The organism is Blautia wexlerae (genome assembly GCF_013300825.1).
In the GTDB taxonomy this organism is placed as follows: Bacteria; Bacillota; Clostridia; order Lachnospirales; family Lachnospiraceae; genus Blautia_A; species Blautia_A wexlerae_B.
This window is the reverse complement of record NZ_JAAIMY010000031.1, coordinates 17,266-35,416: the sequence shown is the minus strand read 5'-3', so window position 1 is coordinate 35,416 and position 18,151 is coordinate 17,266. Positions and strand designations below refer to the sequence as shown.

Sequence of the window (18,151 nt, the reverse complement as noted above, 5' to 3'; positions counted from 1 at the left end):
CTTAGCCATGCCTTTCTTCGTGTTTTTAATCTTTGTCATGATTATAGTTCCCCTTGGGGTAGTGTACAGGTTGTTTTTGGGAGGGGTATGTGTGCATAAGAATTATCAGAAGTGCAGGAGATGGAAAATTTATGAATTGTCAGACAGCATTGTATGATATGCAAAAGTTCTCAGTTGTATAAGAAAAATATACAACTGAGAACTTTTTGTCTTATTTCACTATTTCACCTCAACCAGTTCAATTCTGAAATTCAGTTCTTTGCCTGCCATTTCGTGGTTGGCGTCAAAGGTGATATTCTTTTCATCTTTTGCAACTACTTTCACAGGGAATGGCTGGCCATACTGGTTGGACAGGTATACCTGCTGACCTTCAGTAAGGTCTTCTGAACCCGGAAGCTGGGCGATTTCCATGGTGAAGATTGCATTCGGATCAGCCATACCATAAGCTTCTTCCGGCATCAGATGTACATCGATTATCTGTCCGACTTCCATATCTGCTACTGCAGCATCAAATCCACGGATCATCTGACCGGCACCGCAGATAAATTCCAGCGGTTCGCCGCGGTCATAGGAGGAATCAAACTGAGTTCCGTCATTAAATGTACCTCTGTAATGTGTGCGGCAGGTTTTTCCTACATTTCGTCCTGTAATGGTATTCTGTGAGCCGCCGCAGCTTCCGCCACATCCGCTTCCACAGTTACTTCCACATGAGTGACCTTCTTCGTGTTCGCCGCAGGAATGACCTTCCTCATGGTGATGATCGCAGGTTGCACCGGAAGATACCAGTTCTCCTTTCAGATAGGCTTCCACAGCCTGATCTGCATCACCCTGGGCTCCTGCGCATAATTCAATGCCTGCTTCTGTAAGGGCAGCCTGGGCACCGCCTCCGATGCCGCCGCAGATCAGCACATCTACGTTCTGTCCGGCAAGCAATCCTGCCAGAGCACTGTGGCCGCTTCCGTTGGAACTGATTACTTCGCCTGAAAGCACCTGACCATTTTCAACTTCATAAACCTTGAAATTCTCTGTTTTTCCAAAATGCTGGAAAATAGTTCCATTGTCGTAAGTTACTGCAATTTTCATGTGTAAAATCCTCCAAATCACTACAATATTATTCAGATAGTATAGCCTGTAAACAGGATAAAATCAAGATATATTGAACTTTTACCGGTGAAAGATATCATAAAGTGTTACTGAGAACGGAGTGAACAGTAATGTCAGAAAAAGCTATACATAAATGTCGAAAAATGTCGATTTACACATTTTTAAATATTTGTTATGGTAATTGTGTTGACAAAACCACTGTGCCGACAAGTTGATTCTTGAAACAATCTTGCAGGATAAATTTTTTTATTTCAAGGCGGAGGAAGGAGGCGTAGCGGTGGCTACGGCGACCGACGACAACGCGGAAATAAGAAATTTAGACGCAAGATTGTTCGAGAAATCAACTTGTCGGTACACTACAGCCATTAATAAAAAAGGAGGACCTCTATGAAGAGAATTAATGCAATCTATGCAAGACAGTCAGTGGACAGAGCGGACAGTATTTCTATTGAGAGCCAGATTGAATTCTGCAAGTATGAACTGAAGGGCGGAGCGTTCAGGGAGTATAAGGATAAAGGATACAGCGGAAAGAATACAGTCAGACCGCAGCTGCAGCAGCTTCTGGAGGATATCCGCAGAGGGGAGGTAGAGAAGGTGATTGTGTATAAACTGGACAGGATCAGCCGTTCAATTCTTGATTTCTCCAATATGATGGAATTATTCCAGCAGTATCAGGTGGAGTTTGTTTCTTCTACGGAGAAGTTTGACACCTCTACTCCTATGGGGCGTGCGATGTTAAATATCTGTATTGTGTTTGCTCAGCTTGAACGGGAGACAATCCAGAAGCGTGTCAGTGATGCTTATTATTCCAGAAGCCAGAGGGGATTCCGGATGGGAGGGAAGCCTCCGTATGGCTACAGGCTTGAGGAGATCATAATGGAAGGGATTCATACAAAGAAGCTGGTGGAGGAGCCGCAGGAGGCTGCAATTGTGCGGGAAATTTTTCAAATGTATGAGAGACCGGATACTTCTTACGGGGATATCACAAGATATTATGCTGAAAAGGGAGTTCAGTTTTACGGAAAGGAACTGATTCGTCCAATGCTGGCACAGCTTCTGAGAAATCCGGTGTATGTGCGGGCTGATATGGATGTGTATCGCTTTTTTAAGAGTCATGGGACAAATGTTGTCAGCAGCTCTGAACAGTTTGATGGGATTCATGGATGTTATCTGTATCAGGGGCGGGATTCCGTTACTGACAAACAGCAGAATCTGAAAGGGCATATGCTTGTTGTGGCTCCTCATGAAGGTCTGGTGTCTTCGGAACAATGGCTGAACTGCAGGATCAAGCTCCTGCAAAATAAAACAATCCAGGCAAACCGGAAGGCTGTGAATACATGGCTTGCGGGAAAAGTGAAGTGCGGCCACTGTGGATATGCACTTATGAGTATTAAGATACAGTCCGGTAAACAGTACCTGAGATGTACGAAGCGTCTGAACAACAAAGCCTGTCCGGGATGCGGTAAGATCTACACCGAAGAGGTTGAGAATTATGTATATGGAGAAATGGTACGCAGGCTGCGTGATGCGCAGACGCCGGTGGGATATACAAAGCTGAAGGAAAATCCGCAAGTGAAGAAGATTTACAGGGAAATTGAGGAGATTGAAGAAGAGATTTCCATGTTTGTGGATTCACTGACCGGTGCAGGGGAAACCCTTGCTGCCTATATTAATCAGAGAGTGGAAGAATTAGATCATACCCGTCAGCTAAAGATGGAAGCGCTGACAGTTCTTGCAGAAAATCATGTCATGCCGGAACAGATAGAAAAAGTAATATCCAATATAAGTCTCTGGGATCAAATCGGATTTGAAGAAAAGAGGTTCACAGTTGATAAGATGATCACATTGCTGAAGGTACTTCCCGGCTCAATCCAGATACAGTGGAAGTTCTGATAAAAGGATTTGGGCCGGATACCTTCTGACCGGAATTAATCTTCGGTAAGAGATTTGTTCTTTTCCAGCATTTCATGGATGATGTTCTGAGTGTATTCGCCGATATGTTTCTTATCTTCTTTACTCAGTTCATCCGGGTAAATTGGTCTGCCATATTCTACTACAACTCTGACAGGAGTTATTTTGGGAAAATGTGCTTCAAAGATGTTGGCAGAATTACTGATAGCGACCGGGATGATCGGACATTTGGCCTTTGTTGCAATCTTGAAGCTTCCTTCATGGAATGGAAGCATATCAAGTTCATCCTCATTTCTGTTTCTGGTACCTTCAGGGAAGATACAGATGGAAATGCCGGATTTTACTTTGTCTACTGCTGTAAGTATGGTCTTAAGTCCCTGTTTGATATCTGCCCTGTCAAGGAAAAGACAGTGGAGATAGCGCATCCATGTAGACAGAAGTGGGATTTTTTCCATTTCTTTCTTGGCAATGTAGCCTGTGCGGATCGGACAGCGTGAGTACGTGAGAAGTATATCGAAGTAGCTTCTGTGGTTTCCGATATACAGTACAGGGATGTCCCTGGGCACATTTTCTTCTCCGATCACAGTGATTTTGGCACCAGTGATCCGAAGGATAAAACGGAATACTGCCTGGATGATCCGAAGAGAACTGATATCTTTGGTCACAGGAGAGAATTTGCCTATGATCCATTCCACCAGAAGAATGGGGATGGAGAGGATCAGATATCCGATCACCACGATACAGACGAGAATAAATCGTATCATTATTAAATTCCTTTCCGGGTATTCCGGAGTATTATTTCCCGGAACTGCCCATATAATTATCCGTATATTTACTCAGGGATAAAATATTTTATCTTCTGACAGGTATATTATACGGAATTATGAGATATCCTGCAAGATAGTTTTTGGGGTAATAACCGGAGTATGGCAGGCATAAAATTGCTATAGTAAGGAGATAGCGGGGGTGCATTATGAGCAGGAAGGCAGGTGCGCTGATCTGTGTGCTGATGTTGACGGCAGTGTTATCGGGATGCAGATTTATCAGGATTGAAGAAGGAGAGCGTACACCTCTGGACTATACAGTCATGAAACAGGAGGAAATTCCCCGGGAGGTTGTGGAACTGATGGAACAGAAGAAGGAGAAGGCTTTTTATATGACTTATCAGGTGGGAGATGTCCGATATCTGATGAAAGGGTATGGAGAGCAGCTTAGCGGAGGTTACAGTATTCAGGTGGAGGAGGTTTCCGAATCGGAGAACGGGATATTCTGCAAAACCAGGCTGGTGGGACCTGATGAGAAAGAGACCGGCAGTGAACCGTCCTATCCCTGCATTGTTCTCAAGATTGCGGATACGCAGAAGCCTGTGCAGTTTACAGATGGATGATCATGGATAGTGTATGTTGACTGTTTTTTTATAGCAATCCTCGTAAATAATGTATTTAAGAGGATTTGCCGTAGGTAAAATGTATCAGGGAAAGGATTGGCTTATGGTGAAATTAAAAAAAGAAAGTGTTCAGATGCTGCATGTGAAGAATAAAGCAGTGACCCAGGTGACTTTTGATGAGGATTATAATGTACCGGATGTCAAACCGGACATTGGAAGGCTGGTACAGAGTAAAACGGATGTCTCTATGGATGAAGTGCGCCTCAGTGAAGGGAAGGCGTTTCTTAAGGGAACTTTGAATGTGGATTTGCTTTATGTAGGGGAAAAAGAGGGCAGGATCTGCAGTCTTTCTGCGAAGCTTCCTGTGGATGAGGATATTAATCTGGAGGGAATCGAAGGTGGCGATAAACTGTGTCTGAACTGGGAGATCGAGGACCTCAGTGCCCATGTGATCCATTCCAGAAAACTGAATCTCAAGGCAATCGTGACCTTCTATGCAGAGGTAGATGAACTGGAGAAAATGGAGGTCCCTGTTTCACTGGATGATCCAGAAGTTTCGGTAAAGAAGAAGCCGATTCAGCTTATGAGTCTGTGTATACATAAAAAAGATACTCTGCGGATCAGGGATGATATTGTGCTTGCGTCAAACAGACCAAATGTGGAGGAACTTTTATGGTATACTATTGAACCGCGGAATCTCGAACTGCGCCCGAAGGAAAATAAACTTCAGGTAAAGGGGGAACTGGCGGTCTTTCTGATATATACAGGATCTGAGGAAGAAAATCCACCGCAATGGCTGGAATATACCATGCCATTTAACAGTGAAATGGAGTGCAGCGGCTGTGAGGAGAATCTGATCCCGCATATAGAGCCAATGCTGATCCATAAGGGGATGGAAGTGAAACCGGATACAGACGGGGAAGAAAGGATCCTGCAGGTGGATGCGGTTCTGGAACTGAATATGAAGATGTACAGGGAGGAAGAACATGAATTGCTTCTGGATGCATACAGCCCGCTAAAGGAATGTGTACTGTATGGCAAAAAAAGAATGCTGGAGAGTCTTCTTGTGCGAAACTCCTCGAAATGCAGACTGACAGACCGGATAGAAGTTAAAGAGAGCCAGGGAAAAGTTTTGCAGCTCTGTCATAGTATCGGTAAAGTAAAAATAGATAAGACCAGGATTACGGATAAGGGTATTCTGGCAGAGGGAATTATAGTGCTTAAGATTCTGTATATTATCGGAAATGATGAGATGCCGTTTTATTCCATGGACGCGATGCTTCCGTTTACGCATCTGATCGAGGCGAAGGGTATCGGGCAGGACTGTACGTATTTTCTTCAGGCAGATCTGGAACAGCTTTCTGCGGCAATGGCAGATGGAGATGAAATTGAGATTAAGGTGACTGCAGGACTGAATGCACTGGTGCTCAGACAGTGGGAAGAGCAGATTATTGAGTCTGTGGAGGAAAAACCGTTGGACTGCAAAAAAATTGAGAGCATGCCGGGAATTACGGTTTATATTGTGAAAGCCGGGGATACTTTGTGGGATATTGCCAGAAAGTTCTATACGACTGTGGATGAAATCTGTAATGTAAACGGTCTTGATGAAAAAGATGTGGAACCGGGGCAGCAGTTAATTCTGGTAAAACAGGTGCCGGAGTAATGAAAAAATTTTCCATGAAAAATAAAAAGGCACATATTGAAAACAGAGAAGAAATGATTTAAAATATGTACAAAGCTTTTTATTGTATACAAAGTACAGAGAATATAACGAAGGATAAGCGGAGGGATTTATGCGTTTACGTGCACTGGCTAAGATAAATCTGGGACTGGATATTCTAAGAAAGAGAGAGGACGGATATCATGAAGTCCGTATGATCATGCAGACCATTCAGATGTATGATGTCCTGAAAATGAAGAAGGTTAAGAAACCTGGGATTTCTCTGTCTGTAAATTATCCGTATATTCCCAGTGATGAACGAAATCTGGTATATAAAGCTGCGAAGCTTCTGATGGATGAGTTTCAGGTGAAGGAAGGCGTTGATATCTGTCTGGAGAAATTTATCCCTGTGGCAGCAGGCATGGCAGGCGGAAGTTCAGATGCTGCTGCTGCTATGGTGGGGATTAACCGATTGTTTAAACTGGGACTCAGTGAGAGAGAACTGATGGACCGGGCGGTAAACATTGGTGCAGATGTTCCTTATTGTATTATGCGTGGGACTGCCCTGGCAGAAGGGATTGGCGAGAAGCTTACCAGAATCGCACAGATTCCCGACTGTTTCGTGCTGATCGGAAAACCGGGGATCAGTGTATCTACCAAAATGGCATATGAGAGCCTGCAGTTAGATAAGATTTCATCACATCCGGATATTGACGGAATGATCAGGGATATTGAAAATGGTGATCTTCTGACAATGACTGAGAAGATGGGGAATGTTTTTGAACCGGGAATTATTGAAAAATATCCTGTGATCGGTGAGATTAAGGATCTGATGGAGGATAATGGAGCGCTTAAAGCAATGATGAGTGGCAGCGGTCCGACGGTGTTTGGTATTTTTGATGACCGTGAGAAGATGGAAGCAGCTGCGGCGGTACTCAGAGAGAGTGGACTGGCAAAGACAGTTTTTGCAACAGAAGTGACGAAAACAGGAGGGAAACACAAATGACAAGTGAGTTTTCGGTGAACATGAATGAATATCTTCCATTGAGAGATGTGGTGTTTAATACATTGCGCCAGGCAATCCTTAAAGGAGAACTGAAGCCGGGTGAGAGGCTGATGGAGATCGCCCTGGCGGAGAGACTTGGTGTGAGCCGGACTCCGATCAGGGAAGCCATGCGTAAGCTGGAGCAGGAAGGACTTGTAGTTATGATCCCGAGACGCGGAGCTCAGGTTGCGAACATTACAGAGAAGGATCTGAATGATGTTCTGGAGGTTCGTATTGCACTTGAGAACGTAGCTATTGAGAAGGCCTGTGCACGTATGACAGAAGAGGAGATGGGCAGACTATGGCTTGCTGCCAAAGAATTTGAACATACTATTGCGGAAGGAAATCTTGTTAAGCTTGCGGAAGCGGATGTTGCTTTTCATGAGATTATTTATCAGGCATCGGATAATAAGAGACTGATCCAGGTGCTTAATAATATGAGAGAGCAGATTTACCGTTATCGTGTGGAGTATCTCAAGGAAGGTGAAACCAGGGATGTGCTTGTGAAGGAGCATGAGGAGCTGACAAAGGCAATCCGGGAACGTGATGTGGAACGTGCCAGAGAGCTTTCTTTTCAGCATATTGAGAATCAGAGAATGGCTATCATGCGCTCTATTGAGGCAGAGAATGCAGAACAGGAACGTGCCGGGAGAGAGAAAACCAGAGGACGCAGATGATCGGTGTATAATCTATGAATATATGGAAATTCTAAGAGAGGTGAGAAGCCTCTCTTTTTTGTTGAAAAGTTTATGATTGGGTTTATCTGTGAAATGGGGTGAAAACTGTGAAAGAAGCAGAAAATCAGAGAAAGATTTCTGCAAATCTGCGGGAAAATGAAAAATATCTGAGAAGCAGGCTGGAGAAATGCAGTGATATTCTTATCCGTTCCATGAGGCTGGGGGAGAAACAGAAGGTGGACTGCCTGATGGTCTATATAGAAGTTGCAGTTTCCAATATGATGCTGGATGATTCTGCCATTGGAAAGATGATCAATCATTTCTGGGAGATTTCCCCGGAGCAGATCCAGGAATTTATTAAGAATAACAGTCTGGGGATTGCAGATGTAAAGAAACTGACAGATATGAATGAAGCGCTGGCTGCCATGCTGGCAGGGAATGCAGTTTTTTTTATAGATGGCTATGACAGGGCGATGAAAATCTCCAGTAAAGGTTATCCTTCCATGGGGGTGATGGAGGCAGAATCGGAAAAAGTGCTCCGCGGTTCCAGGGAAGGATTTTCTGACAGTGTGAAGAGTAACAGTGCACTGGTGAGGAAACGACTTCGGGATACCAGGCTGAAGGTCGAGGAATATTACACAGGAGTGCGTACGCATACGTTGACGCAGGTATTGTATATGGAGGATCTGGTACATGAAGAACTTCTTGAACAGGTAAAAGAACGTCTGGGGAGATTCAGGATTGACGGGATACTGGACAGCGGGATGCTGGAACAACTGACAGAAGATGTCTGGTATTCTCCGTTTCCGCAGTATCAGACAACGCAGAGGCCGGACAGGGCAGTGCAGGAAATTCTGAACGGTAAGGTTGTGATACTGTGTGACAATTCTCCCGAGGCTTTGATCCTGCCGGGAAATTTTAACAGTTTTATGGAAAGCAGTGAGGACTGGTATCATCGGTTTGAGATGGCATCTTTTTTAAGAACACTCAGGTATCTGGCTGTGATCATGGCAACGGTTCTGCCGGGACTTTATCTGGCTGTGATCCGGTTTCATACACAGATTCTTCCCTCTGCGCTGATTTTGTCTCTGGCGCAGGCAAGAGAAGGAGTACCTTTCTCAAGTGTGACAGAGCTGATCTTTCTGGAGCTGTCTTTTGAACTGATCAGGGAGGCGGGTGTGAGAGTTCCGGGTACACTGGGAAATGCCATCGGGATCGTGGGAGGTCTTGTGATCGGGCAGGCGGCGGTAGAGGCAAATCTGGTGAGTCCGATCGTGGTCATGATTGTGGCTTTGACTGCGCTTGGATCAATGACTGTACCCAATGAGGAATTTGCTGCAGCATTCCGGTTACTGAAATATGTATTTCTCATTCTGGGAGGTTATCTGGGAATCTATGGTATTGTCCTTGGTGTGTATCTGACCATAGCGCATCTGGCAGGGCTGTCGAGTTTCGGAGTCCCTTATCTGGTGCCTTTTATAAAGAAGGATCCTCATGAAGAAAAAGGAGAAGGCATCTGGAGAGCACCGCTTCGTATGAGATGGAGAAGACCGCTTTATGCCAGAGAAGAACAGAGAATCCGTTTGAAGAGAAAGGAGCCACTTTCATGAAATTTGCAGAAAATAACAGGATTTCACATCGGCAGTTGTACAGACAGATGATATTGGGACTGCTGGCACCTTTTCTGCTCTGTATTCCCGGCAGAGACGGGATGAATGGACTGAGTGCTGTATTGGGAATAGTGGCGGCGATGGTGTTCTTTTGTTTCTATGTTATCATTCTAATCCGGCTGACACCTGCTTTTGATGATCTGGTGAAAGCTGCAGGGAAAGTGGCCGGCAGGATCACAGGAGTGTTCTTTCTATTATATATATTGATGTCCGGGGGATATCTGCTTGCACTTCTGAGAACATTGGTTCCTGCAAGCCTGATCACGGGAGTGTCAGGACGCTGGATCGCATTCTGGGCAATTCTGGTATGCTCAGTGGGAAGCAGAAAAGGAATGCCGGGAAGGGGGAGGATGGCAGAGGTTTCCGGAGGTCTGCTTTCCGGCGGGATTTTGCTTATGATGGTGCTTTGCATACCTCAGATGGAGGGAAAATATCTGGTGGAAATGGTGCAGAGAGATCATCTTACCATGGAGAATATGGTGCGGTCTTTTTATGGTGCAGTGTGTGCTTTTTCTGCTCTTGGTCTTCTGCCGTTTCTGATGGGAGATGTTGAGAAATATGGAAGTGCAGGTAAGACTGCAATGTGGGCAATCCTGACGATTGGAGGAATCCTTGTGGGAATGGAAGTTCTGCTTCCTGCAGTTCTGGGTTATGACAGGGTAAGGCTGGAGAGATATCCGGTGCTGCCATTACTGGACGGGGCAGATTTGCCGGGAAATGTGCTGGCACGTTTCGACGTGATATGGATGGGGTTTCTTCTGTATAGTCTGCTTTTTTCGGTGGGCAGTCTGCTGCATTATGGACATCAGATCGTCCGAAGGGCACATCTGGGTACAGGCCGGTTCTGGATGCCTGCAATGATTTTTCTGATTTCTCTTCTCGAGGAGGAGGGAAAAGGAATCCTGGATTATTTCGGATGGTATCTGGGATACATTTTTGTGCCGGGGATTTTTATCTGTCATATTTATCTGTTTCTCAGAGGAAAAAGAAAACATAAGAAAAAGATATCGGCTACAGTGGCCGGGGTTCTGATCTGTTCTGTGTTTCTGGGAGGCTGTGGCGCGGCAGTGGAGCCGGAAAAGAGGGCATATCCCATGGCACTTGGCGCAGATGCTTCTTCGGAAGGTTTTCTTCTGACCTATGGAATGCCGGATATGTCTGAGGCTACCGGACAGGAGAAGGGTGAGACAGACAGAGATGCCGGAGTTTTACAGATCAGTGGCAGGAATTTTGAACAGATTGAGCAGGCGTATAATCGTTCTCAGAAAAAAATGCTGGATATGGGACATCTGCAGGTTCTGATTATCGGAAAGACGCTTGCAGAGGATGGACGGTGGAGACAGATATTGGATTATCTGAAACAGGAAGCTTTTGTGGGAGAGGACCTGTATGTATTTGAAGCAGAGAATGCAGCAGAAATCCTGCAGTGGAAGGGTGAGGATAATTCTTCGGTGGGAGAATATATTACAGGGCTGATGGAAAACCGTATGTCCGGAAAAAAGAAAGCAGTGGTGACACTCAGGGAACTTTTTTATGAGAGATATAAAGAAGACAGGATTTTGCAGCTGCCGTCAGTACAGATTCGCAATGGAAGTCTGGAAGTTGATGTATAAACCTGTGAAATGCCGGCGATAATCTGGATGAACAGTGAATATGACGATGAGGGGAATGGGATGTCCGCTCTCTGAGACTGGCAAAGTATGTATAAAACAGGAGAGGTGCGCAAAGATGAATGATAAAAAAAATTTCCGAAAACAGGCAAAAAGATTTTTAAAACAGGCGATGCTGACTCTGACAGCAGGGATGATCGGAGCAGCTCTGGCGGGAGCAGTACCGGAGATGATACAGGAAACTGTGCAGAACAGAAAAGAACAGGCGGCGGTCACTGCCTGGTGGGGAACTTTGTACCCAAAATTCTGTTTCAGTCGATTTCCGTCGGACGATAAAGTGCAGAAAGATGACATAAAGATATCCTTCTGGCTTGCACAGGCTCTCAATTGGTGATAGAATAATGAAACAAATCAGGAGAGATGGAGAGAAGTAAATGAAAACAGACAGGGAGGCGCCCATAGGGGTTTTTGATTCCGGCGTGGGAGGACTGACTGTTGCGCGTGAGATCATGCGCAACCTTCCTTCAGAGAAAATTGTATATTTTGGAGATACGGCGAGAGTGCCTTATGGAAGTAAATCGAAAGAGACTGTCATCAGATATTCCCGCCAGATCATTCGCTTTCTGCAGGAACAACAGGTAAAGGCGATTGTGATCGCGTGTAATACAGCCAGTGCATTTGCTCTGGATGCAGTGAGAGATGAGTTTGATCTTCCGATCATTGGTGTGATAGAACCGGGAGCGAAGGTTGCGGCAGCGCAGACCAGGAATAAGAAGGTTGGAGTTATTGGCACTGTGGGGACCATCGGAACCGGAATCCATGCGGAATATCTTAAGAGTCTTGATCCAGAGATCACAGTGTACGGAAAGGCATGTCCGCTTTTTGTGCCGCTTGTGGAAGAGGGATGGCTTCATGATCCTGTAACGGATGAAGTTGTGGCGAGATACCTGAAGGAACTGCAGGAGAAAGATATTGATACACTGATTCTGGGCTGTACCCATTATCCTCTGCTTCGTTCCACGATCAGAAAGATCATGGGAGATCAGGTATGCCTGGTCAATCCGGCTTATGAGACTGCTCTGGAGCTGGGCAGACTGCTGAAGGAGAAGGAACTCTCCGGAACCGGTACCGTGCAGGCTGATTTTCCGTATCGTTTCTATGTGAGTGATCTGGCAGATGAGTTTAAGGCATTTGCCAATTCGATTCTGCCGTATGATGTGGAGATGACGAAGAAAATAGATATAGAGAAATATTAAAGTTGCTGATACATAAAAACAAATCCGGAATTGCTATGAGTAAGAATATCAGGAGTGTGAGAGAATGGATAAAGAAGTACTGATTCACGTAAGGGGACTTCAGACAATAGATGCAGATGGTGACCAGGAACCGGTCGAAATCGTTGTTCCGGGAGAGTATTATTTCCGCAATGGAAGTCACTACCTGCGTTATGAAGAGGTTATGGAGGATTTTGCAGAGCCTACGATCAATTACATAAAAATATCACCGAAGGGTATGGAAGTCCGTAAGAAAGGCGTGGTTAATGTTCATATGGTTTTTGAACAGGGAAAAAAGAATATGACATATTATACAACACCTTATGGAACCATTGAGATGGGAATTGCTGCAACGAATCTGGATCTTAAGGAAAATGACGGCGGTCTTAATATGAAAGTGGACTATGCACTGGATATGAACCAGGAGCATGTGGCTGACTGTTATCTTGCGATTAAGGCACAGCCGAAGAACTGCAAGGATTTTACAATATAATCTGTAAATAAAAAGACCGATGATTTATCTGGATTCATCGGTCTTTTCATATAAGCAGGTAATTATTTTGCTGCTTTGTCTTTTTTGAATTTTGCGAAAAAGCCTTTTTTCTTCGGGGCAGGAGTTTCCAGAGAACCACGGATTCCTTTTACGCCTACGATGTAGAGACCGCTTATTTCTGCTTTGATCTCTTTTTTAACAGGGATCAGGTCGAAAATCTTCTCATCTGCGATCATGATCGCAATCTTTGGTCCAATTTTTGCCTTAACGATCGGAAGTTTGGAACGGCGCATAAGCTTTGGTGTCTGTTCAATTACCATCTGAGGAAGTCCGGATTCCTTTAACGGCATCCTCTTTTTATCGATAACCAGCATGGAAACGGTTTGTTTGGTTGCCTCAATCTGAGCCTGCTGTTCTTCCTGTTTCTTCTGAGCCTTTTTGCCGAAGAAATATAAACCGATCAGTGCAGCGATCAGGATAACAAGAATGACCAGAAGGACTATTGTTACTGTACTCATTTGCATCCTCCTAATGTATGTGATTTCACAGGGACTCTGAGAGCCCATTGCATGAAATTTATTTTATCATTAAACAGGCCAAAACGCAATTGCAAAAAAAGAATTAATAGATGGAAAGCAGTAGAAATTTAGTCTGCCACAGGTTATAATCGAGGTAAAACATTTTTTACAGGATGGAATGACCGGATATGGTTATAATATCTTTATCAGGATAATTAAACAGGATAATTAAAGGAGAAGAGTATGAGTGAATTAAAGCCCGACTCTGAAAATACAGAGGAGAGACTTCCGGAAACTGTAGAGCAGGAAAAAGAACAGTCTGCTGCCAGTGAGGATGAGGATTTTTTTTATGATGATAATGATGCATATGAAGCAAGGAGAGCTGCCAGGTTGGAACGCCGTAATAAGGCACACCGCAGGAGGAAAAGAATCCGTATTGCAGGCAGTGTGATCATAGCAGCAGCTGCGGCAGTGGGAATAGGCATTGGGTTTTATGGTGAAGAACTGCAAACATTTTTCACAGAACAGAAAACAAAGATCACAGAGATGGCGGAGTCTGAAGCTACCCCGGCAGCTGTACAGCCGGAACAGAAAACAGAAGGAGAATCAGAGAATACTGCCACACCTGAGCCGGAACAGGAAACACTGAGCAAAGAGGATAAGGCTCTTTATATGCAGGCAAAGCATTATGCTCAGCAGTATGATTATGATAAAGCTATTGAGCTTCTCAAGAGCAGTCCGTCATATGAGACAAATACAAAGTTCAGGAAAGCAGCAAAAAAATATAAGGAGAAAAAAGATTCCTGTGTTTCCTGGCCGTTGGATCAGGTGACGCATGTGTTTTATCATACACTGATCAAAGATACCTCAAAAGCATTTGACGGTGATTATAAATCAGGTGATTATGATCAGGTTATGACAACTATCGATGAATTTAATCAGATCACACAGAGTATGTATGATAAGGGATATGTTATGGTCAGTATCTATGATATGGCTACGGCTGATGAAAATGGAAATATGAACATGGGTGAAATCCTGCTCCCACCGGGTAAAGTGCCGTTTGTGCTTTCGCAGGATGACGTATGTTATTATCATTATATGGACGGCGATGGATTTGCTTCGAAGCTTGTTGTGGATGAGGAAGGTAAGGTTCGCAATGAGTATGTGGAAGATGATGGAAGTATTTCAACAGGAGATTACGATATGGTTCCTCTGATCGACCGGTTTGTGGAAGAACATCCTGATTTTTCATACAGGGGAGCAAAAGGTATTGTAGCACTTACCGGCTATAATGGTATCCTTGGTTATCGTACAGACAGCAGCTATGAAACCCGTCCTGATGATCTGGATGCGGATAAAGTGAAATGGCTGGATGAACATCCTGACTTTGATCTGAACACAGAAAGAGAGAACGCAGCCAGGGTAGCACAGGCTATGAAGGATGAGGGATGGCTGTTTGCAAGTCATACCTGGGGTCATCAGAATGTAAGTCAGGTCAGTCTTGAAAGACTGCAGGCAGATACTCAGAAATTTAAAGAGAACGTGGATCCTCTGATCGGTGGGACAGATATCATCATTTTTGCGTTTGGGGCAGATCTTACAGGAGCTGAAGATTATTCAGGGGAGAAGTTTGAATATCTTAAGAGTCAGGGATACAACTATTACTGCAATGTGGATTCCAGTCAGTATTTTGTACAGATACGAAGTAATTACTTCCGACAGGGAAGAAGAAATCTGGACGGATACAGAATGTATTATAATCCTGAACTGCTGACAGATCTGTTTGATGCCCAGTCGGTATTTGATTCATCAAGACCTGTGCCGGTACCTGCTATGGGGTGAACATAGCAAAACACACCGTTGACAGCGGGGCATGATCGAAAGGGGCAGAATATGAAAAAAAAGACAGTGTGTGTGCTGACAGTAATTTTATGTGCATCTTTAGGATTAAGTGGATGTAGCCTGTTTCCGTTTGAGCAGGATCTTCCATTTCATAAATCCGAAACTGAGAATACAGATGTAGAATCAGCAGGGAATACACCACTGGAAACTGAGGAAGAACAGAATGCCGAAACAGATGAAGATGGAAACGATACACAGGAAATAACTGATGAGCAGTCAGAGGAAGAAGTGGCTTCACCGCTGGAACAGGCATCGCTTATGGCTGCACAGTATGATTATGACGAAGCGATAGAACTTCTTAAGAGCCAGCCGGCTTATGACAGTAATACGGATATGCAGAATGCGGTTTCTGAATATGAAAATACGAAAGCTGCCTGTACAGAATATCCTCTGGAACAGATTACACATGTTTTTTTTCATACACTGATCAAAGATACCTCAAAGGCATTTGACGGTGATACTGATTCTGATGGATATAATCAGTATATGACAACGATTGATGAATTTAACAAGATAATACAGAGTATGTATGATAAGGGATATGTGATGGTCAGTCCTCATGATATGGCAACAGTGAATGAGGATGGAACCATGTCCAGAGGAAGTATCATGCTGCCGCCCGGTAAGATCCCATTTGTGCTTTCGCAGGATGATGTGAGTTATTATCATTATATGGATGGCGATGGGTTTGCATCAAAACTTGTGGTAGATGAAAATGGCGATGTTAAAAATGAATATATTGAGGATGATGGAAGTGTTTCTACGGGAGATTATGATATGGTTCCGCTGATCGATACTTTCGTAAAAGAACATCCGGATTTTTCCTATCATGGCAGAAAGGGAATCCTGGCAATGACAGGTTATGACGGTGTTCTTGGATATCGTACGGACATTGCATATAAAACAGGAAAGAACCTGCAGGATGATCAGAAAAAGTTCCTCAGGGATCATCCGGATTTTGATTATAAGCAGGAAGTAAAAAATGCAAAAAAGGTAGCCGCAGCTATGAAAGCGGAAGGCTGGGAATTTGCCAGTCATACCTGGGGACATAAGAATGTTGCATCAACCTCTCTGAAAGATCTGAAGAGAGATACTAAAAAATGGAAGAAATATGTGGCTCCTGTTCTTGGAAAAACAGATATGATCATTTTTGCATTTGGTGCAGATATCGGAAGCTGGGAAGGATATTCTTCAGACAATGCAAAGTATGAGTTTTATAAGAGCCAGGGATACCGGTATTTCTGCAATGTAGATTCCAGTCAGTATTTTGTACAGATTACGGATGATTATTTCCGACAGGGAAGAAGGAATCTGGATGGATATAGAATGTATTATAACCCGGAGATGCTCAGTGACCTTTTTGATGTATCTGAAGTGTGGGATTCTTCGCGGCCGACTCCGGTACCGAAAATATAGAAGGGAGTATTACTATGAAAAAAAGAATATATCTTGCCATGCTTGTGGCATGCTTTGCACTGACAGCAACAGCATGCAGTGATAGGGGTGCTGTTGTAACAGACGATACAAAGGCAGAGAAGCAGGCAGAGGGTAAGAAAGCAGAAGCAGGAAGCACCAGACTTGTCTCAGTTGACAATGTGGATAAATATATTACGATTGGAGAGTACAAGGGGCTTATTCTGGATAACACAGTAGATGCGATCACAGATGATGATGTGCAGTCACAGATTGATCAGGAGCTGCAGGATAAAGCCGAGCCTGTGTCAGAGGGTGCCAAAGAAGGTGATCTGGTGACTGTTAATTATACGGGAACCATAGATGGGCAGACTTTTGATGGTGGTACTGCCAATAATTATGATTTTGTGATCGGTGACGGACAGATGTTCACTGAATTTGAAGATGGTGTGACCGGAATGAAGAAAGGTGACACAAAAGAGATACAGATTGATTTTCCATCTGATTATGGAGACAGTACACTGGCAGGAAAGACAGCAGTATATAAGGTTACTGTTCAGAATGTAAGACGTACGGCGGAGCTTACAGATGAGTGGGTTGCGAAGAATACAGATTATACAACTGTGGATGAATATAAGGAAGGTGTACGCAGCAAGCTGGAAGCAGATGCAAAGCAGTCTGCACAGGAGGTACTTAAGAATACAGCCTGGAGCACAGTACTGGAGAATTCTGAAGTAAAAGAATATCCTCAGGAAGATATAGACGGGGCGGTTTCTGAATTCAAAAAGAGCATGGAACTCTATGCAAAGCAGGCTGATATGACTCTGGAAGAATTTATAGGCAGTCAGGGAATCTCTCAGGACGATTTTGATGAACAGTGCCAGCAGTATGCCGAGGGAAAAGTAAAACAGAATCTGATCGTGCAGGGGATTATGGATGCAGAAGGACTGTCGCTTGATGATAAGGAAAGTCTTCAGCTTCAGGAGAAACTGGTAAAGCAGATGGGAGCCGGTAATCTTGCAGAACTTGTTGGCACATACGGTCAGGATTATGTAGATGAGTCTGTGGGACTTCTCAGAGTAGAAGATTTTATTATAAGTAATGCAAGTGTCAGTGATAAAATTTCAAATGGCGATACAACTGCAGAAGATGCAGAGGCAGCCGTACAGAATTCCGGACAGGATGCTGAAGATGAGAGCGCAGATCAGGATATGTCAGAAACTGACGAGAGCATAGATCAGGATGCATCAGAAACTGATGAGAGTGACGGAGAAGATTTTCAGGATGAGCCGGATGTTGATGAGAATCTGGAGAGTGAATTAGGTACGGAATAAGTGTTACTGTGAACGGAGTGAACAGTAACGAATAAGTTACTGCAAATAGTACTGCAATAGTAATGAACGAATAATTGGCATTGTATTTATTTTTTAAATGAGTTATGATTAAAACGAACATAAAATCTTGTTAATCTTCTTACATGTGTT

General features: G+C 44.0%; 16 protein-coding genes. 13 read left to right on the top strand and 3 right to left on the bottom strand.

All coding sequences use genetic code 11. The features are described from left to right. Positions 1–219 precede the first annotated feature (219 nt). Positions 220–1,083, bottom strand: a complete 864-nt coding sequence (locus G4417_RS13690) for a NifB/NifX family molybdenum-iron cluster-binding protein (protein WP_173683878.1) — start codon at positions 1,081–1,083, stop codon at positions 220–222. Positions 1,084–1,491: 408 nt separating this feature from the next. Between G4417_RS13690 and G4417_RS13685 the strand changes: the two genes are divergently transcribed. Then, positions 1,492–2,997, top strand: a complete 1,506-nt coding sequence (locus tag G4417_RS13685) for a recombinase family protein (RefSeq protein WP_173683877.1) — start codon at positions 1,492–1,494, stop codon at positions 2,995–2,997. Between the two features lie 35 nt (positions 2,998–3,032). Here G4417_RS13685 and G4417_RS13680 read toward each other — a convergent pair whose 3' ends face one another. After that, a complete protein-coding gene (locus tag G4417_RS13680) occupies positions 3,033–3,779 on the bottom strand; it encodes a lysophospholipid acyltransferase family protein (protein WP_173683876.1) in 747 nt (248 codons plus the stop codon). A 209-nt stretch (positions 3,780–3,988) separates the two neighbouring features. Between G4417_RS13680 and G4417_RS13675 the strand changes: the two genes are divergently transcribed. From G4417_RS13675 to G4417_RS13635, 9 genes are all read left to right on the top strand, one after another. Further along, positions 3,989–4,402: a protease complex subunit PrcB family protein gene (locus tag G4417_RS13675; RefSeq protein WP_243268848.1), complete on the top strand. Its 414-nt coding sequence runs from the start codon at positions 3,989–3,991 to the stop codon at positions 4,400–4,402. Positions 4,403–4,505: 103 nt separating this feature from the next. After that, complete coding sequence (locus G4417_RS13670) at positions 4,506–6,065, top strand: DUF3794 and LysM peptidoglycan-binding domain-containing protein (protein ID WP_202048535.1); 1,560 nt, start codon at positions 4,506–4,508, stop codon at positions 6,063–6,065. 130 nt (positions 6,066–6,195) lie between these two features. Further along, positions 6,196–7,068 (top strand): 4-(cytidine 5'-diphospho)-2-C-methyl-D-erythritol kinase, encoded by an 873-nt coding sequence (gene ispE, locus G4417_RS13665; RefSeq protein ID WP_173683875.1) that lies wholly within the window; start codon positions 6,196–6,198, stop codon positions 7,066–7,068. Continuing rightward, complete coding sequence (locus G4417_RS13660) at positions 7,065–7,784, top strand: GntR family transcriptional regulator (RefSeq protein ID WP_173683874.1); 720 nt, start codon at positions 7,065–7,067, stop codon at positions 7,782–7,784. Before ispE ends, G4417_RS13660 begins: the two co-directional genes overlap by 4 nt. Positions 7,785–7,891: 107 nt before the next feature. Then, entirely contained in the window at positions 7,892–9,394 is a 1,503-nt protein-coding gene (locus G4417_RS13655) for a spore germination protein (protein ID WP_330598382.1), read from the top strand. After that, a complete protein-coding gene (locus G4417_RS13650) occupies positions 9,391–11,067 on the top strand; it encodes a GerAB/ArcD/ProY family transporter (RefSeq protein ID WP_173683872.1) in 1,677 nt (558 codons plus the stop codon). Before G4417_RS13655 ends, G4417_RS13650 begins: the two co-directional genes overlap by 4 nt. 115 nt (positions 11,068–11,182) lie before the next feature. Then, the gene (locus G4417_RS13645; RefSeq protein WP_173683871.1) at positions 11,183–11,458 is read left to right on the top strand and encodes a hypothetical protein; all 276 of its coding nucleotides are present in this window, start codon (positions 11,183–11,185) and stop codon (positions 11,456–11,458) included. A 40-nt stretch (positions 11,459–11,498) separates the two neighbouring features. Continuing rightward, positions 11,499–12,320: a glutamate racemase gene (gene murI / locus G4417_RS13640; protein ID WP_173683870.1), complete on the top strand. Its 822-nt coding sequence runs from the start codon at positions 11,499–11,501 to the stop codon at positions 12,318–12,320. A 64-nt stretch (positions 12,321–12,384) separates the two neighbouring features. After that, positions 12,385–12,831, top strand: coding sequence for a DUF1934 domain-containing protein (locus G4417_RS13635; protein ID WP_173683869.1), 447 nt, complete (start codon positions 12,385–12,387; stop codon positions 12,829–12,831). A gap of 62 nt (positions 12,832–12,893) precedes the next feature. Here G4417_RS13635 and G4417_RS13630 read toward each other — a convergent pair whose 3' ends face one another. After that, positions 12,894–13,349, bottom strand: a complete 456-nt coding sequence (locus G4417_RS13630; protein WP_173683868.1) for a hypothetical protein — start codon at positions 13,347–13,349, stop codon at positions 12,894–12,896. A 243-nt stretch (positions 13,350–13,592) separates the two neighbouring features. Between G4417_RS13630 and G4417_RS13625 the strand changes: the two genes are divergently transcribed. From G4417_RS13625 to tig, 3 genes are read left to right on the top strand one after another with little or no spacing between them, the layout of a single operon-like run. Beyond that, a complete protein-coding gene (locus tag G4417_RS13625; RefSeq protein WP_243872156.1) occupies positions 13,593–15,194 on the top strand; it encodes a polysaccharide deacetylase family protein in 1,602 nt (533 codons plus the stop codon). A gap of 51 nt (positions 15,195–15,245) precedes the next feature. Beyond that, entirely contained in the window at positions 15,246–16,670 is a 1,425-nt protein-coding gene (locus G4417_RS13620) for a polysaccharide deacetylase family protein (RefSeq protein ID WP_173683867.1), read from the top strand. Positions 16,671–16,684: 14 nt separating this feature from the next. Next, a complete protein-coding gene (gene tig, locus G4417_RS13615) occupies positions 16,685–18,001 on the top strand; it encodes a trigger factor (RefSeq protein WP_173683866.1) in 1,317 nt (438 codons plus the stop codon). Positions 18,002–18,151 lie beyond the last annotated feature (150 nt).